Origin of the sequence: Acinetobacter sp. IK23, from assembly GCF_035615275.1 — a bacterium.
Taxonomy (GTDB): Bacteria; Pseudomonadota; Gammaproteobacteria; order Pseudomonadales; family Moraxellaceae; genus Acinetobacter; species Acinetobacter seifertii.
Window position 1 is genome coordinate 35,724 of the sequence record NZ_JANBNX010000008.1, and the last position, 23,923, is coordinate 59,646.

The following is a 23,923-nucleotide window of genomic DNA, read 5'->3' on the forward strand; positions in this document are numbered from 1 at the left end:
AATTTTCTAACACAAGCCTTTATCTGTCTAAAAACAGATAAAGGCTTTTTTATTTTAGTTGCCTCTGTAGGTTGAGTAACCGTAAGGGCTGAGCAGTAATGGAATATGGTAGTGGTTTACGCTGCCGTCCACTTTAAAAATCACAGGTACTTCACTAAAGAACGTTTGCTGTTTGTTCTTTTTAAACCAGTCTTCAGTTTTAAAGGTAACTTTATAAACGCCTTGCTCTAGTTTTTTATTTTCTGAATAGAGTGCAGTAATACGACCATTTGAATCGGTCACTTGCTGGTTGAGTTTTACCCACTGATTATTGGTGTTTTTTTCTAAAACGACTTCAACCTGAGAAGAGGGTAAACCCGTTTCTAAATTTAACACATGCACACTCAGCGGATTAGTTTGTGCAAATGTAGCCGAAGCTATAAATAACGAAGATAAAGCAATAAATGATTTTGTCATGTTGAACTAACTCCTTATGAATTAAAAACGGTTTCAATGGCTTTGCTTGCACATTGATTGTCATTTTGTGCACCGCCAGCACCCGCAACGCCAATTGCTCCGATCACTTGGTTCTCAAAACGGACAGGTACACCGCCACCTAACAAAAGTAAATTCGCTACGGTGGTTAAATTTTTTGCATCGGGGTTTTGGTTACTGTTTTGGCTTAAAACTAAGGTCGATGTTTTGGTAGATAACGCGGTATAGGCTTTTTTCTCGGCAGCCATTAAATTATGCGGACCCACTAGCTCATGCCGTTCGGCAGTTAAAAGATTACCGCCGCGATCTACAACAACAACCGCAATGTTTTGATTTAATTTTTTGCATGCCTCTTTAGCACTGTCAGCTAAAAGGTGGGCAGTTTTTAGATCTAACGAATAAACTTGATTCAAAGCAGGGGGCTGTGCAAAAGTACTATTACCGAATAGCACGGCTGTTAACATCAGCCAGTTCAATTTTTTCATGTTGATTGCCTCTATGTCGCTTTGAAAATCTTAAACAAATTGCTTAATTTCAAGCATGACAATCACATTACAAAGTTGTCATCTTTCAAATGAGTCTCTACAAAATGCGTATCCTAATTATTGAAGACGAGATCAAGATCGCCACTTATTTGGTCAAAGGATTAAAAGAATCCGGCTATCAAGCAGAGTGTGTTCACTTAGGGCTTCAAGGTTTGGAAATGCTAAAAAGGGATCAATATGATTTGCTTATTCTTGATGTGATGTTGCCGGACATAGACGGCTGGAGCGTATTACAAGTACTCCGCCAGTTTTCAAAAATTCCGGTGATTTTCTTAACGGCAAAAGATCAGGTGATGGATAGGGTGAAAGGGTTAGAGTTGGGTGCAGATGATTACTTGGCTAAGCCTTTTTCCTATATTGAACTGTTGGCACGCATTAAAAGTTTGTTAAGACGACAGCAATATCTGCAAGAAAATGAGCTGTCTGTTAGCGATTTAAAAATGGATTTGGTTGGTCATAAAGTATGGCGTAGTGGCAACTTAATTGAGCTGAGTAAGACCGAATTTAATTTGTTGCGTTATTTGTTGCTCAACAAAGAGCAAATCGTGACGCGCAGACAAATTGGTTCCGAAGTTTGGAATATTAACTTTGACACCGATACCAACTTTATTGACGTCGCGGTACGCCGTTTACGAAGCAAAATTGATGAAGGCTATGAGTTAAAACTCATTCATACCATACGTGGCTTGGGCTATAAAATTTCGGTTAGCTTATGAACTTTAAATTTCTGCGTTCGCTTGAAGTCCGTATTACATTACTGGTCACGCTTTGTTCTGCCTTAATTTTATGTTCCGTCGGCTTTATGATCTATTTGGGCATTAACCAGATTTTATTGAAGCAGCAAGATAAAGCTTTAGCAGAGCGAATTAACCGTTTGGAAATTTTGCTACAAGACAGCGAAAATGTAGAGCAAATTATTGCGCGGCCTAAGCTGTATCAAAACATGCTTGGCAACCAAGACAACTTGTTTCTGCTCATCCATAAAGATAAAGCTTTAATTAATATCAATCCACTCGATATTCAGTTACCTGAGTTTGCAGAAAAAAACACTCTTCAATTTCAAGATTTAGCAAATAATCCATATCCAACCCGAATTGCTTGGAAAACCATAACGATTAATCAAGAGCCTTATTTGCTCATTGCAGGTAAACAGTGGTCGGAACGCATCAATATCCTTTTACCTTTTCAAGAAAGTCTCTTGATGTATGTGGTCGGGGGCGTGTTTGCGATCTTTGTGCTTTGCATTTTAGCGTGCCATTTAGGTTTACGGTCGCTACAACAGCTTCGCAAGCAAACTCATTCTATTAACGTAAACCAGCTACAGAAACGGTTAAATCTCTCAAATTCTTCTTTAGAAGTTGAGCTGCTTTCAAAAGATATAAACCACATGCTTGAACGTATCGAAAAAGGCTATACGCAGCTCAACCGTTTTTCTGAAGATATCGCTCATGAGTTCCGTACGCCTTTAAATAATTTGATTGGGCAAACCGAGATTGCTTTAACTGGCGAACGTTCGATTGAGCAATATGAAGATTTGCTGGTGTCTCATTTAGACGACTACCACAGATTAAAACGCATGATTGATAGCATGCTTTTCTTAGCAAGAGCCGATCAGAGAATGGTTCTTGTAAACAAACAAGATATAAATGTCCAAGACGTTATAGATAACCTATGCCAAATTTTTGAATATCAAGCCGAGGAACAACACTGCTATTTTAGTTTAAATTTAGAAGCCCAAAAGTTATTTGCAGATCCTGAGCTATTTCAAAGAGCAGTTTATAACTTGATTTTAAATGCACTGGTTCATGGTGGGAATAAGCGAACTATTTTTATTAAAAGTGAATATAAGACACTTGATCACGAGAAAGTGGTGAGTCTAAGTGTGATAACCAGTGGTATTTCAATTGCTGAACATCAACTTGAGCATCTTTTTGAAAGATTCTACCAATGCCACTCAAGTCGAAGTGATGAGAACCAGACAGGTGGATTAGGTTTATCAATTGTCGCTTCAATTATGGATTTACATGAGGGTCTTTACCGTGTTTATAACACGGTTGAAGGTGTGTGCTTTGAGCTTGATTTTCCAGTTCTAGACACTTCAAAAATATTAAATTAAATACTTAATAGCGCTCATTAATTTTTAAAATTCACACTTTTTTCACAGCACTCTGGAGTATGGTTAAGCATATTAAATAAATATAGGAGGATCATTGTGAAATTATCATTTAAATCACTTGTTGTGAGTACTGGTCTTGCTATGGTTAGTGTAGCGCTTCCTTTTAGTACGTATGCAGACAACAACACCAAACCTGTCGCGGTTGAGTCTATTGATATTAATAAATACGCAGGTAAGTGGTATGAAATTGCACATTTACCTATGTTTTTTCAGCGTAATTGTGTAGCCAATACAACAGCAAACTATTCTATTAACGCGGACAAAACCGTAGGTGTATTAAATAGCTGTACCAATAAAAAAGGTGAAATGATTTCATCTGAAGGTGTGGCTTATCCGCAAAATGAAGGTAACAGTAAATTAAAGGTGAGCTTTTTACCTTCTGGCCTCAGATGGATTCCTTTTACCAAGGGTGATTATTGGGTTTTAAGAGTAGATCAGGACTATAAGGTTGCTTTAGTGGGTGGCCCTAGCAATAAATATTTATGGATTCTTTCTCGTAGCCCTCAACTTGATGAAGCGACATACCAGTCTTATCTGCAAACTGCGAAACAGTATGGTTATGATGTTTCTAAACTTGTTAAAACTACACAGTCTAAATAGAAAATAACTGATGAAGAAGATCTTAAATTTTATTCGTAATTTTAAGATCTTCACACAAAATTCATTGCGCATTTTCTAAATTAAAAACAGAAAAGAAATGCTTTAGATCAGGAAGAATCAATGTCTAAATTTTTTCTACGCTGGATCGATAGCTGGTCAGATTCAGAAAATGCGCAAATGGATACGTCTAGCGAATATGTCATTGAGAAGAAAATTCAATGGTTAAGAATTATTCCTTTTATTTTATTACATATCGCTTGCTTGGCTGCATTTTGGGTCGGCGTGTCTTGGTTCGCTGTGATCTTTATGCTCGGTTTTTATTTTATACGTATGTTTGCCATTACCGCTTTTTTTCACCGTTATCTTTCGCATAAAACTTTTCAAACCTCACGTATAGTTCAATTTATATTTGTACTCATTGGAACCATGAGCGCGCAGCGCGGACCATTATGGTGGGCAGCGCATCACCGTTATCACCATCACTTTACCGACACCGATCAGGACCCACATTCAGCGAAAGCAGGCTTTTGGTATTCACATGTTGGTTGGTTTTTAAATGAGCAAAATTTTGCCACTCGAAAAAAAGTCATTAAAGACTGGTTGAAGTATCCAGAACTAATTTTGCTTGATCGATTTTGTCTGCCTATTGTGATTCTGACGGCTTTGGCAATTTATGGTTTAGGTTCATGGTTAGCTGGACATCATCCCGAACTAGGGACAAATGGCTTACAACTTTTAGTGTGGGGATTTGTGATTTCTACTGTTCTTCTAATTCATGCAACTTTATGTATTAACTCGCTTGCTCATCGCTATGGTTCACGTGAGTTTAATACCCCAGATGATAGCCGTAATAACTTTCTACTTTCTCTAATTACGCTAGGCGAAGGCTGGCACAATAACCATCACTTTTACGCGGGCAGTGTACGACAAGGTTTTCATTGGTGGCAGATTGATATCACCTTTTACATTCTCAAAATCATGTCTTTATTTGGTTTGGTATGGGGTTTAAAACCCGTACCGAATAAAGTTTACCAATATAAAAAAATTAAAGATCTACCAATAGAAAAAATTGAAAATGGGGAAGTGTTATGAAGATTGCCATTATTGGTTCAGGTATATCGGGGCTTTATGCCGCTTGGAAATTGTCAAAACAACATCAGGTTACGGTATATGAAAAAAATAACTATTTTGGTGGTCATACTGACACGCATGAGCTGGATATAGATGGTGCTAAAGTCGCGGTAGATAGTGGTTTTATTGTGTTTAATGATTATAACTACCCGTTATTTACCGATATGCTAAAAAAATTAGGTGTAGAAACTCAAAGTAGCGATATGAGTTTTTCGGTAAATAATCTGGTGAGTGGGCTTCAATATAACCCTTCAAAAAAATGGTCGCTCTTTGCCCGTCCGCAGAACTTTTTAAACCGAAAATTTCTGCAAATGTTGTCAGATTTGCTGCGTTTTTATGATGATAATAAAGATATAGATGTGGCAGATATTGAGCCTACTTTAACCATAGAAGAATATTTAGACCAACACAAATATAGTCATGAGTTCCGTTATGAGCATCTTTATCCGATGTGCGGTGCCTTATGGTCGGCTCCGGTTGAGCAAGTAGGTCAAATTCCATATCGATTTGTGGTGAGCTTTTTTCAGCATCATCGCATGTTACAGCTAAAAGAACGGCCGCAATGGCAAACGGTTAAACACGGTTCAGCAAGCTATATTCGCGCGATTCAAAAGAACTGCCCATCTCTTGAATGGAAGTTTGCTGAAGTAAAAGCTGTGAGCCGTTCGCAAGAAAAGGTGTTGATTGAAACCGTTGAAGGACAATCACAATATGATTGGGTCATTTTTGCAAGCCACGCTGACGATAGCCTAAGTTTATTAAAAGATGCGTCATCTCTGGAACAAGAAATATTAAGCCAATTTGGTTATCAAGATAATCGAATGGTAGTTCACCGTGATCTTTCAATTATGCCTAAAAGCCGTTTGCAGTGGGCAAGTTGGCATGTACATGTAACGCCAACATCACAAGTTGAAAATGATACGTCCGCTATACATTACGGGTTTACATATTGGATGAATAATTTGCAGAACTTATCCTGCAAAACTCAAATTTTCTCTACCTTAAATCCAAATATGAAAATTAAACCCGAGGATATTTTGGTGGAACGTCAGTATCGTCATCCGGTATTTGATGCAAAAGCAATTCAAGCCCAGTCACGCTGGCACGAAATTAATGGACAAAATCGTACTTCATTTTGTGGAGCGTATTGGGGATGGGGTTTTCATGAAGATGGGGCCCGTAGTGCAGCTCGTGTTGTAGAGCAAATCTTAGCGTTATAAATATTAAAAGCAGGAGGCTTCTCAAATGTTATTAAATAAACTTGCTATAGCTCCTGCACTTATTCGTCATAGACGTTATAGCCCTAAAGAGCACCAATTCACTTCGACTTTAAATTATTTGTGGTTCAATCCAGATCAATTAAATGAAATTTCAAAAGATTGCTCACTTTGGTCTACCGATCATTGGAATGTACTAAAACTATCTGAAAATGATTTTTTAAATATGCATCGTGGTTCTATAAGGGATAGAGTAGAGAAAGCAATACTTCAAAATAACAACTCACATTTCCGACCAGACTGGCAAATCAGAGTATTGGCTTTACCTCGATGTTTAGGTTTTCGTTTTAACTCGGTCGTATTTTATTTTGTTCTAACTAAAACCGGAAAACCTGTATTTATTGTTAGTGAAATTACCAACACCCCTTGGAATGAACGAAAAGTTTATGTTCATGATTGTACGAACCAATATAGTCACATAAAGGATTATGAAAGTTTCGATTTTAAATTTGAAAAATCATTTCATGTTTCGCCGTTTATGCCTATGCAATTGATTTACCGTTGGCGGTTTAGCTTTTCAGATCAACAAAATGTCATTCATATGCAGCTCTTTGAAAAACAAAATCAAGTCTTTGACGCCACTATGCGCTTTGAACTTATACCCATCACATTTCCTTCACAACAATATCGATATGCTGTTAATAACAGCTTGGCGCCTTTTAAAATGCTGTTTTCAATATATTTAGAGGCATTTAAGTTGTGGCGAAAAAAAGTGCCATTTTATCGTCACCCTAAAAAGATCAAGGTAGATAAGACATGATAAAAACATTTCTGTATGGTGAAGATGACTCACTACCATTACTACTCAAAAGCCTTCTCAAATTACGTCATGGGCAGATTACTTTTCAGGGTGCATGGAATGGTACGGTGGGTGAAGTGTCAGATTTGCATGCTGTGGTTGAAGTACATAATCCTTTGTTGATGGATCTCATTTTAAAAAATGGCGTTTTAGGTGCAGCAGAAGGTTATATCCGTGGAGATTGGAGCAGCCAGCAACTTGTAGAGTTGATTCAGATCTTGGCGCGTAATCGAGATGTATTAGACCAGCTTAATCAAAATATGTTTGCCCAAGCGAGCCAGTTTTTTCTTAAAGCTTGGTATAAAAATAGAAAGAACTCTATAAGTGGTAGCCGTAAAAACATTGCCGAGCACTACGACTTAAGCAATGATTTTTTTAAATTATTTTTAGATCCATCTTTAATGTATTCGAGCGCCGTTTTTGAAAATGAAAATATGACACTCGAAGAAGCATCAGATTTAAAAAAAGAAATTATCTGTAAAAAGTTGGATTTAAAACCATTAGATCACTTGGTGGAAATTGGAAGTGGTTGGGGTGGTTTTGCAATTTATGCGGCTCAGCATTATGGCTGCCGAGTGACTACTATTACTATTTCGCAAGCCCAATACGATGAAGCGATTACCCGCGTAAATGAAGCAGGTTTAGCACATCGTATTGATGTGCAATTAAAAGACTACCGTTTGCTCGAAGGTAAGTTCGATAAGCTGGTTTCAATTGAAATGGTTGAAGCAGTTGGTGCACAGTATCTATCGACATATTTTGATCAATGTAGAGCACTTTTAAAACCTAAAGGTTTGGCTCTTATTCAAGCCATCACCATTGAAGATTTTCGCTATAAAAAAGCACTCAATACTGTTGACTACATTAAACGCTATATTTTTCCCGGTAGTTTCATTCCGAGTGTGAGTGTATTAACTCAAACCGCGTCTGAGAGTGGTTTAAGGCTAAAGTATTTAAATGACATTGGTCTAAGTTATGCGCAAACACTTCATCATTGGCGAGAGCGTTTTTTAGCTGCAAGGGAAGAGGTATTGGCTCTAGGTTTCGATGAAAACTTCATTCGCATGTGGGATTTCTATTTATGTTATTGCGAGGGCGGTTTTAAAGAAGGCGTGATAAGCAATGTTCACTTGTTGTTTGAAAGTACCAGTTACTAGTTCAAACACCTTTAGCAAGGAGACAGCACATGTTATGGAATTTGCTCATTCTAGACTTACTTATCATGTTGATAAGCTGGTTACTTGCAACTCTAAATGGTCGTGCTGGAATAGTAGATGCTGCTTGGAGTTTCTGTCTGGCAATTAATATTATTGTGTCTTCTTTACTCATTTCAGTTCCTCCAGTTGAAGTAAGGCTGTTTATCGGCGTGTTTAGCGGTCTATGGTTTTTAAGACTATTTTGGCACCTGTTAAGACGTTATCAGTCTGAACAAAAAGAAGATGGTCGATATGCAAATATGCGTCAGGCCATGGGTAAGTTCCAGCATTTTGGCTTTTTATTATTCTTTATATTTCAAACATTCTTAGTGTTTCTGTTCTTTTTACCGATGTGGACATTGCTGAACGTAGAAGCAGGCCTATGGAGTAGTGAATATAAAATCGCTTTAGTGATTGCAGCTGTAGTTATGGCGATTGCTTTCATAGGTGAGCAGCTTGCCGATCAGCAATTATACAGATTTAAGTTAAATCCGCAAAACCATGGCAAAACCATGGATCAAGGATTATGGCGTTATTCACGACACCCAAATTACTTTTTTGAATGGTTACATTGGTTTGCCTATCCCATTATTGGTTTAGCTGCAGACGAATATTTATTGTGGATTTATCCTGTGTTGATGTGGCTATTTTTATACTACGTCACGGGTATTCCATTTAGTGAAAAACAAGCAATCAAAAGCCGCGGTCAAAATTATCTTGATTATCAACAAAGAACTTCAATGTTTATTCCGCGAAGACCAAAAAAATAGGTGCTCATATGGATTTTATTGTTCATCAGTCTCTAAAAATTGTTGAAAGTGGTGTGATTCCAGATCATGCAATTAGAGCCGCAATTCGTGCTTTAAGTAAAAAGCGCTTAATTCAAGAAGGCCGTTATGACCCTGAGCAAGGGGCACAGCGCTATATGGACGTTCTTAATTTACTTAAAAAGAGTGAAATTGCTGTAGAAACAGATAAAGCAAATGAACAGCACTATGAGTTACCGACCGAGTTTTTTCAGGCAGTACTTGGGAAAAGGCTTAAATACAGTGCATGTTACTTTCCAACTAAAACAACAACTTTAGATCAGGCAGAAGAGTTGGCACTTCAGCTTTACTGTGAAAGAGCACAACTCAAAAACGGACAACACATTTTAGAGTTAGGTTGCGGCTGGGGTTCTTTAACCTTATGGATGGCGGAAAATTATCCACGCTCACAAATTACGGCTGTTTCAAACTCCGCGACTCAGAAAAAACATATTCTCGGGCAAGCAAAGTTGAGAGGGCTTACCAATGTTGAAGTACTCACTTGTGATGTAAATGTACTCGAATTAGACAAGGGCCAATTTGATCGTGTTGTATCGGTCGAAATGTTTGAACATGTGCGGAACTATCAACGTCTATTTGAAAAAATTCAGGGATGGTTAAAGCCAGATGGGTTACTCTGGTGTCATATTTTTTGTCATCGCTTTTTGCATTATCCTTTTGAAGTAAAATCAGACTATGATTGGATGTCCAAGTATTTCTTTACTGGCGGTTTAATGCCTTCAACTTCCACATTTCTACATTTTCAAGAGCATTTAGAACTGGCTCAACACTGGCAGTGGTCAGGTGAGCATTATATGAGAACAGCGAATGCTTGGCTTGATAATATGGACAATCAAGAGGAAGAACTTAAACCGCTATTTAAAAAAATCTATGGAAAAGATGCCAATATTTGGTGGCAACGCTGGCGTATTTTTTTCATGGCTTGTGCTGAACTTTTTGGGTTTGAGCAAGGACAAGAATGGGTCATTGGTCACTTTTTATTTAAAAAGAGACCTTTGTAATTTCTACAGCCTATCCCGGCGATAACGATATGATAAGAACTCGACGCGATGGTAAATCTAGCCATCCATTAGCCAAAATGTTCAATCGATATTATTGGTTGCAGATTGCTCTAATCGCATTATCGATTGTGGTCGGGTTGGCTTGTAGTGCTTGGGTAATTAAGGGTTCTTTGCTTAAAACCGCTTTAGAACAGGAAATGGAACATTACTGGTTACGTATAGATCGTAACCCGAATGCAGATTTGCCAGATACTAAAAACTTATATGGATATCGGTGGAATACCCAGATAGCACCTCAACCTTTTAAAGATATGCATTTAGAGAGTGGGGTGCATCGAATCTTTATTGATGGTAAAGAACGTATGACCGTATACGGTGAGCGTAATGGACAGCATGTACTTTTGGTATTTGGTGAGAGTAACGTCAATAAGCTGATTTGGTTATTTGGACTTGCTCCACTGATGTTCAGTTTATCTGTTTTATATAGTTTTTTATGGTGGTCAAACCGAAGAGCAAGACGCTATTTTTCCCCAATTACCCGTTTGGCAAATGCATTAGAAAATATTGATTGGGCACATCAAGATACACAAGCTTCACCTTTTAAAGATATAAATACCAATGGCAATATGGAAGCAGAGTATCTGAAACAAGCCTTGGAAAAATATCATCAGGTCTTAAGTGAGTTTATTCGACGCGAGCGAGAGTTCACTGGAGATGTAAGTCACGAACTTCGTACTCCACTTACGATTTTAAAGGGTAATGTTCAGCTTTGTCAGGCTAGATACGGTGATGATAAAGCCTTAGTTCGACTTCATAATACGATTGAAGATATGCAATTATTAGTCGACACTTTACTCGCAATTGCACGTAATACAGTAAAAAGCCTACCATCGGAAAAAAATTTCCTATCACAAATTGTGCGAGACTTAGTCGAAAGCTTGCAAGTCATGAGTGAGAGTAAGGGGATACATATTCATATTCACCCAGACTCAGCAGAACAACCGCGCTGGTTATATCCTTCTATGACCAAAATGGTTTTAGGTAATATTTTGCGCAATGCCCTTAATTACTCTCAAGGCTCACAAATTGATATTATTCAGCAAAAAAACAGTTTGATTATTGCTGATAATGGTATAGGAATTTCTTTACCTAATGATGTGAAGGTGCAAGAGCTTAGCGATTCACAGCTTTCTTTAAAAGTTAAAGGTCATGGCATTGGGTTGCAACTGGTACAGAAGCTTTGCAAACAATTAGGATGGCGAGTCGAACTGTTTGATCGGCAATACTATTTAGCTACACATCCTGAATTAGACTTAGAACAAGCAACAGGTTTAATTGTTGTGGTATATCTAAGTTAATCGGCCGAATTTTCCAAAGCAATCTTTAAACCGACACCTGCTACTGTGTGTAATAGTTTAGGGTCAAATGGTTTATCTACCATTTTTCTTAAGTTATAAATATGACTGCGTAAAGCATCACTTTCAGGTTCTTCGTCTCCCCACAGCTCCATCATAAGCTCTTGCTTGGTAACCACTTTCGGAGACTGGCGCATCAAAATTTTTAATAGTTTAAATTGAATAGGTGGTAATTCAATATTATTTCCAGCGCGAATTACAGTTTGTGTTGCGCTATCAAGAATTAAATCATGAATCTGAATTTTATGATTCGCGACTTCACCCGCAGCTCTCTTAATTAAGGCACGAATACGCATCACTAATTCATTAAAATCAAATGGCTTAACTAAATAATCATCTGTGCCAGCAGTAAATCCTTTAAGTTTGTCGTCTAACGTATCTCTGGCTGTCAGCATCAGCACTGGAATATCAACCCCTTGTTCGGTACGTAGCCAATTACAGAGATCATAACCAGAACCATCGGGTAAATTTATATCAAGAAGTAAAAGATGATAGTGCTGTGATTTTAGAAAAGAACGGGCTGCATCTAAATTACGTGCATGATCGATGACATAACCATGCACTTCAAGAAATTCACAGACTGTTGCCGCCAGTTCAAAATGGTCCTCAACCATGAGGATAAAGTGATTACCCATAAGATTTTATTAAGCCATTAATTTAATAGTTGTTGTTTTAATTTAGCATTAAATGGTTCGCTACCGAACCAGATTTTAAAATATTGATTTGCATTTGGATTATTTATAGAACCTAGTAGTTTTTGATTTAATTTTAACTCCAGTTTTTGATTTTCATGTTGGTAATAAAGACTATATAAATCTCCGCTCTTAATTGGTCTATAAAGCTCATTAATATGATTAAGTGGAGATTTTGCATCAAATCCACTAATATTTTTCTTCAAATAGTGTGCTGCCGCCCGCTTAAATGCCCATTCGGGAATATCTCGGTTATAGCTAAAATCCATTTTTATGCTTTGGTTTTGCCAGCTTTTTAAGCAATCCTCAGCAAAGTAACTGACATTTCCTACTTTTTGACTCGTTACCGTTAAAGGTGCTGAACTACATTTCTTTAGTTCAGCCGCATTTGCGTGAGATACAATTAAAATACCCAGAAGTATTAAGATTCGGCTTTTTTGAACGGCAATATCCATTTATAAACTCCTCCAAATACAGGTAAAGAACGATAAAGACCGTTTGCTGGATCCCAGAAATCTTGTTGGAAAATGATTTTCTGTTGATCATTAATTTTGATTTGGCTAATTCCGTAAGAAGCCATGGTTTTCGAGCGTCCTAGCATTTTAAAGTCATAGGTCATGTACCAATGGATATAAGCGCTATCTTGATGATGAGTTGCACTTATGAGTTTGACTGTGACATTACTGACGCGTGTGTTCATACCCTCAAAGTGTTTAATCAAATCTTTTTTCTGAGAGAACTGTGAGAGTGTATCGTTGATATAGAGCTGATCTGCATAAAGATTACTTGCATTACTTACAAAGGATGGTGTGCCCAAAGTGTTAAACGCAGCAACAAAGTGATTACCAATCTCTAGTGCTTGTTCGTCATTTAATGTAACACCAGTAATTTGTTGTTCGGCTTTGCCATAATCACCTGAATAACTAGGCACACTTTTGCATGCTGTTAGACCTACTAAGGTAATCAGCCCTAAGGCAGTAGTTATAATTTTCATGAATGAATCCTAGCCAACTTTATAAGGTTAAATTAAAGAGGCTGTCGTGAAATTTGCGTGAATTCTTATATTTTTTGATGTGCGTTTAATGGTGGCTTCTTTAAAGCAAATAGATCTTCATTAACTTAAAGTTTTCTATAGGAATAATACTTGTGAAGAAAATAATAGATCTTTTTTGAAGAAGATAACATCCATATAACTAGATGAGTTGGTTTTTTCAAAACCAAGCTTATTTAATAGGTTGTGAGCAGGTAAATTATCTTTTTCTGAAAAAGCGATCACATGCTTAAAATTTCGATTTTTCATGTCATCTAGTAACTTAAGTGAAGCTTCAACAATATAGCCTTTATTTCGTTGAGTTTTAATAAGTCTAAAACCTAGTTCAGCTTCTGTTTTGCCATCAACTTCACAAGTTTCAAACCCACAATAACCAATAATTTGATGAGTATCTTTTAAGACCACAGCCATTTTGCCAAAATTATACTTTTTATAATGCTCTAATATTTCAAAAAAACGAGTCGTTGCAGCTTCAGGTGCTAAGTGACCATAAGGTGAAAAAGCCATAAAATCTTTGTCTTGTAACATCTCAATGACGACATATAAATCTTCTTGAACAAATGGTTTTAAGATTAAGCGGTCTGTTTCTAACATAAAGTTTTTATTAATTAGTTTTAAAAAATATATTTTATAAAACAATTTATAGATTTAATAGAGAGAGCAATTTCCTTCTAGTCATGTTTAGCTTTTATGGCTATAAAGAATAGATCAAATAAAAGGATTGAAACGAATGAAAACGATTGGCTTAATAGGTGGAATGAGCTGGGAGTCTACATCGCTTTATTATCAACAAATTAATAGAACAGTTCAGAACAAATTAGGCAGGTTACATTCAGCTAAAGTCATTTTAAATAGTATCGATTTTGAAGAAATAGCCGCTTTACAATCGAAAGGTTTATGGCAAGAGGCAGGCGAATACTTAGCTCAGCAAGCAATGAATTTAGAGAAAGCTGGGGTAGATTGTATAGTGTTATGTACCAATACTATGCATAAAGTAGCTTCTCAAATTGAAGAGGCGATTGCGGTTCCCTTTATACATATTGCTGATGCCACAGCGAAAGAAATTTTAAGTCAAAATATCCGAAAAGTTGCACTATTGGGAACAGCTTTCACTATGGAACAAGACTTTTATAAAGCCAGATTACAAAACCATGGCATTGATGTGATTATTCCAAATGAAACCAGTCGTAAAACAGTGCATCGCATTATTTATGACGAATTATGCTTGGGCATAATTAAGCCAGAGTCACAACAAAAGTATATGACCGTGGTAGAGGAGCTGATTGCGGAAGGTGCCGAAGGTATTATTTTAGGCTGTACTGAAATTTGTATGTTGATTGGTGATGTTAAATTTTCTGTACCGTTATTTGACACCACCACCATTCATGCAAATGAAGCTGTCAATTTTGCTTTAGAGCAAAAAACTAATGCTAATTCTGTTGCTGATAAATCTGTATCAGTATGATCTAAACTTTTAATCCTTTTTAAAATAAGAACGAATAACTGTCCAATTCGTTGAAAGCCAGCAGATGAGTGAACCTGCTGTAACCATAGCTGTTCCTTGCCAAAAGCTGATTGATAACTCGGTTTGTAAAACCAACATGGCAAGCAGAGAAGAGATGATGGGCGTAAAGTAAGATGCAACTACTAGCATGGTGGTGTTGCCATGAATAATGCCAATATTCCATGCTGCATAACCTAGCCCAATTGCTGTGGACGCAAAGACTAGAGATAAAGTCGTATTTAAATCGAGTGATGGCAAAACAGCTTGGCCACTAAACAATAACTTTAGCCATAAAGTCGCAGCAACGCCAATAAAGAAAATAGAAATAGGATTTTGCCCTTTACCTATTTTCTTAGTCAACACACAGTAAAAAGCCCAAATAATGGCACCTATAAATGCCAAAATATAACTTAGAGGATTGCTATAAAAGTTATCGATAACTCGACTTAGACTAAAATCTCCATTTCCGGTCTGAATAAAAATAATGCCAAAAATTGAAATAATTAAGCCTAAAATAATAAAAACATTGAATTTTAGCTCTTTAAAAATGACAAAAGCTAAAACCGTCAAGCTTGGCCAAAGGTAGTTCACAATGCTTACTTCAATCGCTTGTTGAGCGGTTTTTGAATAGGCAAGTGCAAACGAAAAGCAGAGTTCATAAGCAATGAATAAAATTGCACCTAAAATTAAATATTTTTTAGAAATTAACTTAAAGTTTGGCACTCTAAAAATAATAAGCAGTAGCAACGCACTTAGGGAGTAAATCAGTGTAATGCCAATATCTGGGCCGATGACGGTCGTGATATGTTTTACAAAACCCACCATAGAGGCCCACATCAGGATGGCACTTAAACCAATCAGTGTTGCTAAATTTTTTGACATAAAAATAAATGAACTTAATTAAACGCCTGAGCTAACGTAAAAGTTAAAAATAGTTAAAGTAGGTCAGGGTAAAGGAATTTTTAATTAAAAAATAGGCGAGATCGACAAAATTAGCTAATAAGTTATTATCAGCCAACATAAATACTTTACGTAAAAATCCTAATGCCAAGTTTTAGTCTGAAGCTTTTGAAGTTAATAGTTAAATTGATCTGCGTGTCTAGAAAACACTAGTTATGTATTAAAAGTTTAAAAATATGGACGATATTCCTTAGTATAGTTAAATAAATAAACTATAAGTCTCTCTTCTAAAGCATTACCCTATGCTTATTGCGAAAAATAAGAAATGGAGATAAAGGATGCTTATACGTTTTTTAATGCCACTTTTAGGTACAACAGTTGTCGTTCTTGTTGCAGGATGTGCTTCATCCTCTCAATATCCAATTATAGAGAGTTATGGAACAGATCCAAAATTACCTGAACCAAAAACAAGTTTAATTCCAACCGTAAATATAGCACCTGCACAGGGTTGGCCGAGTGGTGTTATGCCAACACCAGCAGAAGGCTTAAAGGTAAAAGCATTTGCTAAAGGACTTGAACATCCACGTTGGCTCTATGTATTACCGAATGGTGATGTATTGGTCGCTGAAACGGATGCTCCGCCTAAACCAGAAGACAGCAAAGGCATTAAAGGTAAAATCATGACGTTTGTGATGAGACGGGCAGGCTCATCTCATCCAAGTGCTAACCGTATTACTTTACTTCGTGACACCAATGGAGATGGAGTTGCTGATAAAAAAACGGTATTTCTTCAAAACTTAAACTCACCATTTGGTATGGCTTTAGTAGGTAATAACTTATATATAGCCAATACAGATGCACTCATACGTTTCCCTTATCAAGAAGGAGAAACACAGATTACTGCGAGCGGAACTAAAGTATTAGACTTACCGGGCGGTCCTTTAAACCATCATTGGACCAAAAATGCCATTGCTAACCGTGAAGGTACCAAGCTCTTCATTACCGTCGGTTCCAATAGTAATGTTGGCGAAAATGGTTTAGATCAAGAAAAGGGCCGCGCGCAAATTACGGAGTTTGACATCGCAAGTGGTCAGTCACGCCCATTTGCAACAGGACTGCGTAATCCAAATGGTATGGCTTGGCAACCTCAAAGCGGTAAATTATGGACGGTTGTAAATGAGCGCGATGAAATCGGTAGTGACTTAGTACCCGATTATATGACGTCGGTACAAGATGGCGCTTTTTATGGCTGGCCTTATAGTTACTATGGTCAACACGTAGATGTGCGAGTCAAACCACAAAATCCAGCAATGGTCGCTCGTGCAATTAAACCTGACTATGCACTAGGCAACCATACGGCTTCTTTAGGTCTTACATTTTATGCAGCCGAATTGATGCCACAATTTAGAGGTGGGGCGATCATTGGTCAGCATGGTTCTTGGAACCGCAAGCCTCACAGTGGGTATAAAGTCATTTTTGTACCATTTAGAAGTGGTCAACCTTCTGGTCCACCGCAAGATATTTTGACCGGATTTCTCAGTGATAAAGGGAAGGCTTATGGACGTCCAGTGGGGGTGGCAATAGATTTTTCGGGTGCCGTGTTAGTTGCAGATGATGTAGGCAATACAATTTGGCGTGTTTCACCAGTTGCTGAAACAACCTATGAGACCCCATATAAAAATAAATAGCTTTTACTCGGTTGATGACTTCATTATTTTGATATTTTAAAATAACTAACTAATTTATCCTTATTTTAGATTGATTAGTTAGTTTTATTTATCTACCTATCTTTTAGTTTGAGTTAAATAGGGTTCTTTTTACAATTAATAATTAAATTTTGTTAGCATGCGCCGTATAGATAAAAAGAATTGTTGATATGAATTATGACCGATCAATTAAGAGCAAGATTTGAAAATTTAGAGCTTAATGCGGGTTTAGGAAAAATTAGTGCCTTTATATCCATGGCATTAAGCTTACTTTGCTTATTTGGAGCTTTATGTTTTTTGTTTCCCAGTGTGCTGACAACCCCAGAGTTACGTCCACTTTATGCAAAGCACTATAATCTTTTTTATTATGGACTAATCACAGGCATTATTATTAGCGCTGGTTTTGGAGCATTTAGTGCAATCATCCGACAAAATCGATATGGCTTTTATGGTTTATGCTTTGCACTCATAGCAGCAGTATTAGGCTGTGGTGTTATTCATGCTCCAGTCATTCCAAGCGTACCATTTTATGCAGGCATTGATTATTTTGTACTTACCCTAGTCATCTTGGCTTTCATTTTTATACCACTTGAAGGTTTTTTTGCGAAAAATCCTGAACAAAAGATCTTAAGAGTAGGATGGGTGACCGATATGAAATATTTCATGGTCAGCCATATTGGTATTCAACTATTTAGCTTCTTAACGGTTATGCCAATTCAATATTGGATTACGCATTTACCTGATAATCCAATTGTGCCATACGTTCAAGCTCAGCCAATTTGGTTACAGTTTATTGAATTGCTTATTGTGGTCGATTTTACGGTGTATTGGTTACATCGTGCTATGCATGAAGTTAACTTTTTATGGCGTTTTCATGCGATTCATCATTCGACCGAGTATATGGATTGGTTAGCATCTTCCCGTTTACACGTTGTTGAAGTTTTAATGACTCGTTTTATTGCCACCTTACCGATTTTTCTTTTAGGTTTTCATACTTCTGCTGTTTTTGCCTATTTAATCTTTATTTCATTTCACGCTATTTTTATTCATTCCAATGTACGTTTTCGCTTTCCATATCTACGTTGGTTTATCGCAACACCAGAATTTCATCATTGGCATCATTCTTCAGAAAAACCTGCGATTGATAAAAATTACGCTGCTTTTATTCCACTCTATGATGTCTTATTTAAAACTGTATATATGCCGAATCACTTGGCGAGCGTGTATGGTACTGTTGGCTATAAAATTCCAAATAGCTTTGTAAAACAGTTTATGTGGCCATTTAAAAAGTATGTAAAGCGCTTTTTAAAGCGTTGGCGTGATCAGTAAATGTTAAAAAAAAGCCTCAGTTCGAGGCTTTTTTATATAGTTATTTATTTTTAAAATTTTTAAAAATCATGAAAAGGGCAACAAGCGAAAGTAAGACAATAAAACAAATATAACTATTTGCTGTATGCATCAGCCCAACTTTCCCTACAAAATATCCAGCTAAAATTGCAGGAATACTAAAAGCCAAATAACTTTCCACAAAAAATGCAGCCATAAGGCCTGCACGTTCTTCTGGAAGAGCCAGCGGCATTACACTACGAATGGCTCCCATAAACGCCGTACCAAAACCAATTCCAGTAATAATTGAACCTAGAAATAACACAACTGCATTTGTAAGATTAATTGCTAAGAATAAAATGATTGAACCAATAGCAATTGAGAGAGTACCGGTTAATAAAATACGAAAATTTGTCGACTTTCTAAGCGTTAATATACCTACTGCACCAGAAAGGGCGAGCGCCATAAACATAATACCGTTTAGCCATGCCGATGAAGTATGGAAAATTTTTGCCAGTAAAGATGGCATAAGTGACAAGAAGAAACCACTGACCATCCAAAGTGCAATATTAATTGGGCTAATACTTAATAAAGCACTTTTCGTTTGTGGAGGAATAGCCATCGCTGGTTTCAAAGAAGCAAGTGCACCAGTTCTTTTTTGGACTGTCTCTGGAGTAAGAAAACTTAAAATAAGTTCACAAACAAGAAGAAAGCATAGAAACTCAAAAACAAGCTGTAACGGGTGAGTGGAGAGCTGCAAGATAGAACAGGTCAGAAAAATCCCGGCAGCCATACCAACCATTGGTGCAATACTATTAATCAGTGAACCATGAAGCTTACCAAAATCTAAAATTGCTGCACCTATAGCTGAAACAGCAAGCCCAGTTGCGATGCCTTGTAAGCCTCGTGCAATAAATAACATCGAAACATCTGAAGCGAACAAGAAGAAGCTCATTGAAATAATTTGCAGAGAAATGGCTGCAATAATGATTGGTCGACGTCCAATATAGTCAGATAAAGACCCAATAATCAGTAATGATCCCAGCAGGGTAAAAGCATAAGTTGCAAAAATTAGAGTCAATATGACAGGTGAAAATTGCCAGAGTTGCTGATATAGGCGATAGAGCGGTGTTGGTGCACTAGATGCAGCCATAAATGTCATGAGCGTAATAGTATTGAGTGCTAATGCACTTGCAGTATCTAATTTAAAAACAGCTCTTGACCATTTTGAACTTGAATTGTTCATATAAGATGAATAACATAAAAGCGAATATTTAGCTTTTATACATTATTTTGACACTAAAGCAAATCTTTAGCTTTAGTGTATTTTGTATATAGATATAAATATTTATAAATTTTTATCCCTTTACAGAGTTTATAAATGGCAAAAGTTGTTAGTGGATTACGCCCTGGTGGTCGCAGTGAAAGAATACAAACTGCGGTACATAATGCTGTAAAAGAATTACAAAAAGATTTCGAGCAAAGCCAAATTACAATTCCAATGATTGCAGCACAAGCAGGGGTAACGCCTTCAACCATTTACCGTCGCTGGGGTGATATCAACCAACTGTTTTCAGATGTAGCTTTAGATGAACTCAAACCAGACATGGAACCTAAAGATTTAGGTTCATTTGAACGAGATATCACAGCTTGGGTTGAACAATATTTTGAAGAGTATTCTTCCGAAGTCGGTCAAGATTTATTGCGAGATGTGCTGTATACATCAAATTCTGATTCTAATGCCCGTATGTGTGAAAGTTTAATTATTCAACAACTTGATATTATTCAAAATCGTGCAAAGTTAAGAAATGAGTTCACTATACCAAACCAAGAGATTATTGAAACTGTAATTGCACCCATGTTATTTCGGATTCTATTTACCAATCAGGAACTAAATTTGGATTACGTACATAGTCTTTTAAAACGCCTATTTGTTTAAGCATATAAGTCTCTTCATTTTTTTTAGATGAAAATGGCTAATTTAAATAGCGGGATATATAGGTTTTTGTTTTTTATTAAATAATTATATATCAATTTTTCTTATTATTTAAAAATTAAATTCTCATAATTTAAAATAAACATGAAGTTGCTTTAATCATTTATTATTAAAATATGTATTCGGTTAGTTCTAAAATTAGATTTAAAAGTCTTTAGGTAAATCGCTAACAGAATAAATTTAATAATAAACATATTCTTATGAGATTTAATAATAATTTTTATCAAATTTAATTGTTAAATAATGCAGTAAAATATGAACTTTATATACAATAAATTACATGATTTTTGGTTTTAACATTTTTTAAATTTATGACACAGGGTGTTTTTTATTCTTTACAATGGCTTCACTTCCTTTAAAGCAGCTTGTGGTGCCCGCTTTATATTTTATTTTTTTATCCCCATCGAACAGGTATTTAGATAATGGATTTCAATACCCTTGACCAAGAAACGGTACAGAAAAAACAGAAATTTCACCAAATTTTGTATGTACAGGTCATTTTTGCAATTATTTTAGGCGTTTTAATCGGTCATTTTTACCCCGAACTTGGACAAAGCTTAAAACCGCTTGGTGATGCATTCATCAAAATCGTTAAAATGATTATTGCTCCCGTAATCTTTTTGACTGTGGTCACTGGTATTGCCAGCATGACGAACATGAGTCGTGTCGGGCGTGTGACTGGTAAAGCAATGCTGTATTTCATTACTTTCTCAAGTCTTGCACTTGTGGTTGGTATGATTGTGGCAAACATTATTCAACCAGGTAAAGGTCTAAACATTGACCCAGCAACTTTAGTCAGTGATAAGGTAAATACTTACGTTGAGAAGGCTCATGCCACCAATATTACTGACTTCTTCATGAATATTATCCCGCAAACACTGGTAAGTCCGCTTGCTGGTGGTGAAATTTTGCAGGTTCTATTTGTGGCAGTACTGTTTGGTATCTCTTTAGCTGCTTTAGGCGATCGTGCACGTCCAATCACTGATTTCCTAAATAACTTAACGGCACCGGTTTTCTACTTGGTTGGCATGTTAATGAAACTTGCGCCAATTGGTGCTTTTGGAGCTATGGCATTTACTATTGGCGCTTATGGAATCGAATCAATCGGTAATTTATTACTATTGATTATGACTTTCTATATCACGGCTGTACTGTTCGTACTAATCATTTTAGGTGCAGTGGCACGTTACAATGGCTTTTCAATTATTGCTTTAATTCGCTATATCAAAGATGAACTCTGGTTGGTTTTAGGTACAAGTTCATCTGAAGCAGCTTTACCGTCTTTAATGGATAAAATGCAAAAAGCGGGATGTGAAAAATCTGTAGTGGGCTTGGTTATTCCTACAGGTTATTCATTTAACCTTGATGGTACTAACATTTATATGACCATGGCTGCTTTATTTATTGCACAGGCTTGTAATGTAGATTTATCTATTAGTGAACAGCTCGCATTGTTGTTAGTTGCGATGGTGAGTTCTAAAGGTGCAGCAGGGGTAACAGGTGCAGGCTTTATTACACTTGCAGCTACTCTATCTGTTGTCCCATCTGTACCAGTGGCAGGTATGGCACTTATTTTAGGTATTGACCGTTTTATGTCTGAGTGTCGTGCTTTAACGAATTTAGTTGGTAATGCATGTGCAACAATCGTTGTTGCTCGTTGGGACAAAGCGCTGGACAAGGATGTTCTAGATAAAGCATTGAGTAAATCTAAAGCGAATTAATTTTTTAATTCTAAAAAAAACCTGTAGCACTGGCAATTTGGGAGAAGGGCCAAGCTACAGGTTTTTTTATTATTTGCAATTTAAATAAATCTTATAAAAACTCAGGCATAAGTTGTTAATTATGGGAGCGCTACATAAAAATTTCACAAAACTACATCGATCTGTTTTCTGAAAAGCAGAACCTTTAATTCACCAATACTATAAAAAAGTATGAGTAATAGTTACTCATGCTTATGCTTTTAAGTGATCCTCAAATTCTTCACCTAATTGCATTGCTAAAGCATTGCCTGCCAAGTCACAAGTAACCAAGCCATACTCTTTTTTAAAACTGAAAGTAAAACCTTTTCCATCGGCAAGATTTTTAACCGAATACCCTAATTTTTCTAACCAAATACGAAACGCAATTAAATTTTTAGCTTTAACAACCTTTTTCACGTGAGAACTCCTTCTATCCGTGCATTACATCTTTATTTATTAATAGGGATTTACTTGGATTTTTTAAAGGGGGAAAACTTTGTTTTATTTTGCAACTTGTAAAAAAAGTAAAATAGATAATGTAATCTTCTTCATTTTATAAATTTATTCGGTTTTTATGTAATCAGTTTTTGAATCAATAAAACATAAGTATTTAATTTTTATTATTATTTTTAAATAAAAAGATTAGAGTGAAATTTAATCAAATTAAGTTAATTTAAAATCAATAAATGTAAAAAATAATTTCATGAAACATGCCTTATTCAAAAAGATACAGTTCTTAAAATGAAACTGTATCTTTCTATAAATCCCATTAACTTAGAAATTATCTTTTAAACTACGTAAATGAGCGAACTCTTCCACACTTTCAGCACGTAAAAATGGATTAGTTGCCAATTCTAGTTCAATACTACTTGGCAAAGTAATTTTACCTTCTTTGCGAAGTATGCGGACTTGTTCTACACGTTCTTGTAATGCGTGGTTTTCAGGTTCAACACTTAAGGCAAATTCAGCGTTGGAGAGTGTATATTCATGTGTACAATAGACTTTGGTTGTGGTTGGAAGAGCTGCGAGTCGATTTAAAGAGTGATACATCTGTTCTGCTGTACCTTCAAATAATCGGCCACATCCCATTGCAAACAAAGTATCTCCACAAAAGAGCGCATTCAGCTCTTCAATAAAATACACAATATGTCCTAGGGTATGACCTGGTGTGGCAATAATCTCTACTTTTAAATCATTAAATTTTAGATGGTCGTCATGTTGAAGGGGATGAGTAATACCGGGAATTTTACTTAATTCATCTCTTGGACCATATACAGCCAAATTATAGTTAGCCGTTAAATCTGCAACGCCACCGATATGATCTTTATGCCAATGCGTAATCCAAATTTGCTTTAAGGTTAAATGATGGTCATTGCAAAATTGAGTGACTAATCCACCTTCTGTTGGATCCACAGCAACAGCTTCATGAGTTTCAGTATCTTCTAAAATCCAGATATAGTTTTGTAGGGCATTTTGCACATCAATAAAATGAATTCTATAACGCATTGTTTTATCCTGAAACAAAATCCAAAGAGTAACCACCAATTTTGATAATAACAGAAAATGGC

25 protein-coding genes are annotated in these 23,923 nt (G+C 36.4%); 15 read left to right on the plus strand and 10 right to left on the minus strand.

Going from position 1 to position 23,923, the window contains the following annotated elements:
- Positions 1-54: 54 nt before the first annotated feature.
- Together uraH and MSG95_RS08135 are read right to left on the minus strand one after the other, a co-directional pair.
- Positions 55-456 (minus strand): hydroxyisourate hydrolase, encoded by a 402-nt coding sequence (gene uraH, locus MSG95_RS08130; protein WP_151819303.1) that lies wholly within the window; start codon positions 454-456, stop codon positions 55-57.
- Between the two features lie 14 nt (positions 457-470).
- Positions 471-938, minus strand: a complete 468-nt coding sequence (locus MSG95_RS08135; protein ID WP_077164944.1) for a GlcG/HbpS family heme-binding protein — start codon at positions 936-938, stop codon at positions 471-473.
- A gap of 125 nt (positions 939-1,063) precedes the next feature.
- Between MSG95_RS08135 and MSG95_RS08140 the strand changes: the two genes are divergently transcribed.
- The 10 genes from MSG95_RS08140 (at position 1,064) to MSG95_RS08185 (ending at position 11,384) form a co-directional block, all read left to right on the plus strand.
- Positions 1,064-1,735 (plus strand): heavy metal response regulator transcription factor, encoded by a 672-nt coding sequence (locus tag MSG95_RS08140; RefSeq protein WP_077164931.1) that lies wholly within the window; start codon positions 1,064-1,066, stop codon positions 1,733-1,735.
- Positions 1,732-3,135 carry a heavy metal sensor histidine kinase gene (locus MSG95_RS08145; protein WP_077164930.1) on the plus strand — a complete coding sequence of 468 codons (1,404 nt, stop codon included), beginning with the start codon at positions 1,732-1,734 and terminating at the stop codon, positions 3,133-3,135. Before MSG95_RS08140 ends, MSG95_RS08145 begins: the two co-directional genes overlap by 4 nt.
- A gap of 96 nt (positions 3,136-3,231) precedes the next feature.
- Positions 3,232-3,795 (plus strand): lipocalin family protein, encoded by a 564-nt coding sequence (locus tag MSG95_RS08150; RefSeq protein WP_077164929.1) that lies wholly within the window; start codon positions 3,232-3,234, stop codon positions 3,793-3,795.
- Between the two features lie 120 nt (positions 3,796-3,915).
- Positions 3,916-4,887: an acyl-CoA desaturase gene (locus tag MSG95_RS08155; RefSeq protein WP_077164928.1), complete on the plus strand. Its 972-nt coding sequence runs from the start codon at positions 3,916-3,918 to the stop codon at positions 4,885-4,887.
- Positions 4,884-6,146: an NAD(P)/FAD-dependent oxidoreductase gene (locus MSG95_RS08160; protein ID WP_077164927.1), complete on the plus strand. Its 1,263-nt coding sequence runs from the start codon at positions 4,884-4,886 to the stop codon at positions 6,144-6,146. The genes MSG95_RS08155 and MSG95_RS08160 overlap by 4 nt, the downstream gene beginning before the upstream one ends.
- A gap of 25 nt (positions 6,147-6,171) precedes the next feature.
- On the plus strand, positions 6,172-6,963 hold the full coding sequence (locus MSG95_RS08165; protein ID WP_077164926.1) for a DUF1365 domain-containing protein: 792 nt from the start codon (positions 6,172-6,174) through the stop codon (positions 6,961-6,963).
- Complete coding sequence (locus MSG95_RS08170; RefSeq protein WP_077162913.1) at positions 6,960-8,159, plus strand: SAM-dependent methyltransferase; 1,200 nt, start codon at positions 6,960-6,962, stop codon at positions 8,157-8,159. Before MSG95_RS08165 ends, MSG95_RS08170 begins: the two co-directional genes overlap by 4 nt.
- Before the next feature lie 29 nt (positions 8,160-8,188).
- Positions 8,189-8,968 (plus strand): DUF1295 domain-containing protein, encoded by a 780-nt coding sequence (locus tag MSG95_RS08175; protein WP_077164925.1) that lies wholly within the window; start codon positions 8,189-8,191, stop codon positions 8,966-8,968.
- Positions 8,969-8,976: 8 nt separating this feature from the next.
- Positions 8,977-10,026, plus strand: a complete 1,050-nt coding sequence (locus tag MSG95_RS08180) for an SAM-dependent methyltransferase (RefSeq protein ID WP_077164924.1) — start codon at positions 8,977-8,979, stop codon at positions 10,024-10,026.
- A 29-nt stretch (positions 10,027-10,055) separates the two neighbouring features.
- Positions 10,056-11,384, plus strand: coding sequence for a sensor histidine kinase (locus MSG95_RS08185; protein WP_004700750.1), 1,329 nt, complete (start codon positions 10,056-10,058; stop codon positions 11,382-11,384).
- Here the strand turns inward: MSG95_RS08185 and MSG95_RS08190 are convergent.
- The 4 genes from MSG95_RS08190 to MSG95_RS08205 all read right to left on the minus strand — a co-directional run bounded on the left by MSG95_RS08190 (position 11,381) and on the right by MSG95_RS08205 (position 13,778).
- Entirely contained in the window at positions 11,381-12,076 is a 696-nt protein-coding gene (locus tag MSG95_RS08190) for a response regulator transcription factor (protein WP_077162911.1), read from the minus strand. The two genes, MSG95_RS08185 and MSG95_RS08190, sit on opposite strands and share 4 nt — an antisense overlap.
- 17 nt (positions 12,077-12,093) lie before the next feature.
- The gene (locus tag MSG95_RS08195; RefSeq protein WP_077164923.1) at positions 12,094-12,588 is read right to left on the minus strand and encodes a chalcone isomerase family protein; all 495 of its coding nucleotides are present in this window, start codon (positions 12,586-12,588) and stop codon (positions 12,094-12,096) included.
- Entirely contained in the window at positions 12,555-13,127 is a 573-nt protein-coding gene (locus tag MSG95_RS08200; RefSeq protein ID WP_004700757.1) for a nuclear transport factor 2 family protein, read from the minus strand. Before MSG95_RS08200 ends, MSG95_RS08195 begins: the two co-directional genes overlap by 34 nt.
- A gap of 135 nt (positions 13,128-13,262) precedes the next feature.
- Positions 13,263-13,778, minus strand: coding sequence for a GNAT family N-acetyltransferase (locus MSG95_RS08205; protein WP_077164942.1), 516 nt, complete (start codon positions 13,776-13,778; stop codon positions 13,263-13,265).
- Between the two features lie 136 nt (positions 13,779-13,914).
- Here MSG95_RS08205 and MSG95_RS08210 point away from each other — a divergent pair, with 136 nt between their 5' ends.
- Positions 13,915-14,649, plus strand: coding sequence for an aspartate/glutamate racemase family protein (locus tag MSG95_RS08210; protein ID WP_077164922.1), 735 nt, complete (start codon positions 13,915-13,917; stop codon positions 14,647-14,649).
- Positions 14,650-14,658: 9 nt separating this feature from the next.
- Here the strand turns inward: MSG95_RS08210 and yddG are convergent, their stop codons facing one another.
- Positions 14,659-15,570: an aromatic amino acid DMT transporter YddG gene (gene yddG / locus MSG95_RS08215; RefSeq protein ID WP_039251533.1), complete on the minus strand. Its 912-nt coding sequence runs from the start codon at positions 15,568-15,570 to the stop codon at positions 14,659-14,661.
- Between the two features lie 356 nt (positions 15,571-15,926).
- Between yddG and MSG95_RS08220 the strand changes: the two genes are divergently transcribed.
- The gene (locus MSG95_RS08220) at positions 15,927-17,276 is read left to right on the plus strand and encodes a PQQ-dependent sugar dehydrogenase (RefSeq protein WP_077164921.1); all 1,350 of its coding nucleotides are present in this window, start codon (positions 15,927-15,929) and stop codon (positions 17,274-17,276) included.
- Positions 17,277-17,471: 195 nt separating this feature from the next.
- Positions 17,472-18,623: a sterol desaturase family protein gene (locus MSG95_RS08225; protein WP_077164920.1), complete on the plus strand. Its 1,152-nt coding sequence runs from the start codon at positions 17,472-17,474 to the stop codon at positions 18,621-18,623.
- A 40-nt stretch (positions 18,624-18,663) separates the two neighbouring features.
- On the opposite strand, the gene MSG95_RS08230 is transcribed toward MSG95_RS08225, so the two are convergent.
- Entirely contained in the window at positions 18,664-19,866 is a 1,203-nt protein-coding gene (locus MSG95_RS08230; RefSeq protein WP_213033542.1) for an MFS transporter, read from the minus strand.
- Positions 19,867-20,001: 135 nt separating this feature from the next.
- On the opposite strand from MSG95_RS08230, the gene MSG95_RS08235 reads away from it, so the two are divergent.
- Together MSG95_RS08235 and MSG95_RS08240 are read left to right on the plus strand one after the other, a co-directional pair.
- Positions 20,002-20,559 carry a TetR/AcrR family transcriptional regulator gene (locus MSG95_RS08235; protein ID WP_077164919.1) on the plus strand — a complete coding sequence of 186 codons (558 nt, stop codon included), beginning with the start codon at positions 20,002-20,004 and terminating at the stop codon, positions 20,557-20,559.
- A gap of 479 nt (positions 20,560-21,038) precedes the next feature.
- On the plus strand, positions 21,039-22,337 hold the full coding sequence (locus tag MSG95_RS08240) for a dicarboxylate/amino acid:cation symporter (protein WP_077164918.1): 1,299 nt from the start codon (positions 21,039-21,041) through the stop codon (positions 22,335-22,337).
- 231 nt (positions 22,338-22,568) lie between these two features.
- Here the strand turns inward: MSG95_RS08240 and MSG95_RS08245 are convergent, their stop codons facing one another.
- Together MSG95_RS08245 and gloB are read right to left on the minus strand one after the other, a co-directional pair.
- Positions 22,569-22,772, minus strand: coding sequence for a hypothetical protein (locus MSG95_RS08245; RefSeq protein WP_000758190.1), 204 nt, complete (start codon positions 22,770-22,772; stop codon positions 22,569-22,571).
- 357 nt (positions 22,773-23,129) lie between these two features.
- Complete coding sequence (gloB, locus tag MSG95_RS08250; RefSeq protein ID WP_077164917.1) at positions 23,130-23,861, minus strand: hydroxyacylglutathione hydrolase; 732 nt, start codon at positions 23,859-23,861, stop codon at positions 23,130-23,132.
- Positions 23,862-23,923 lie beyond the last annotated feature (62 nt).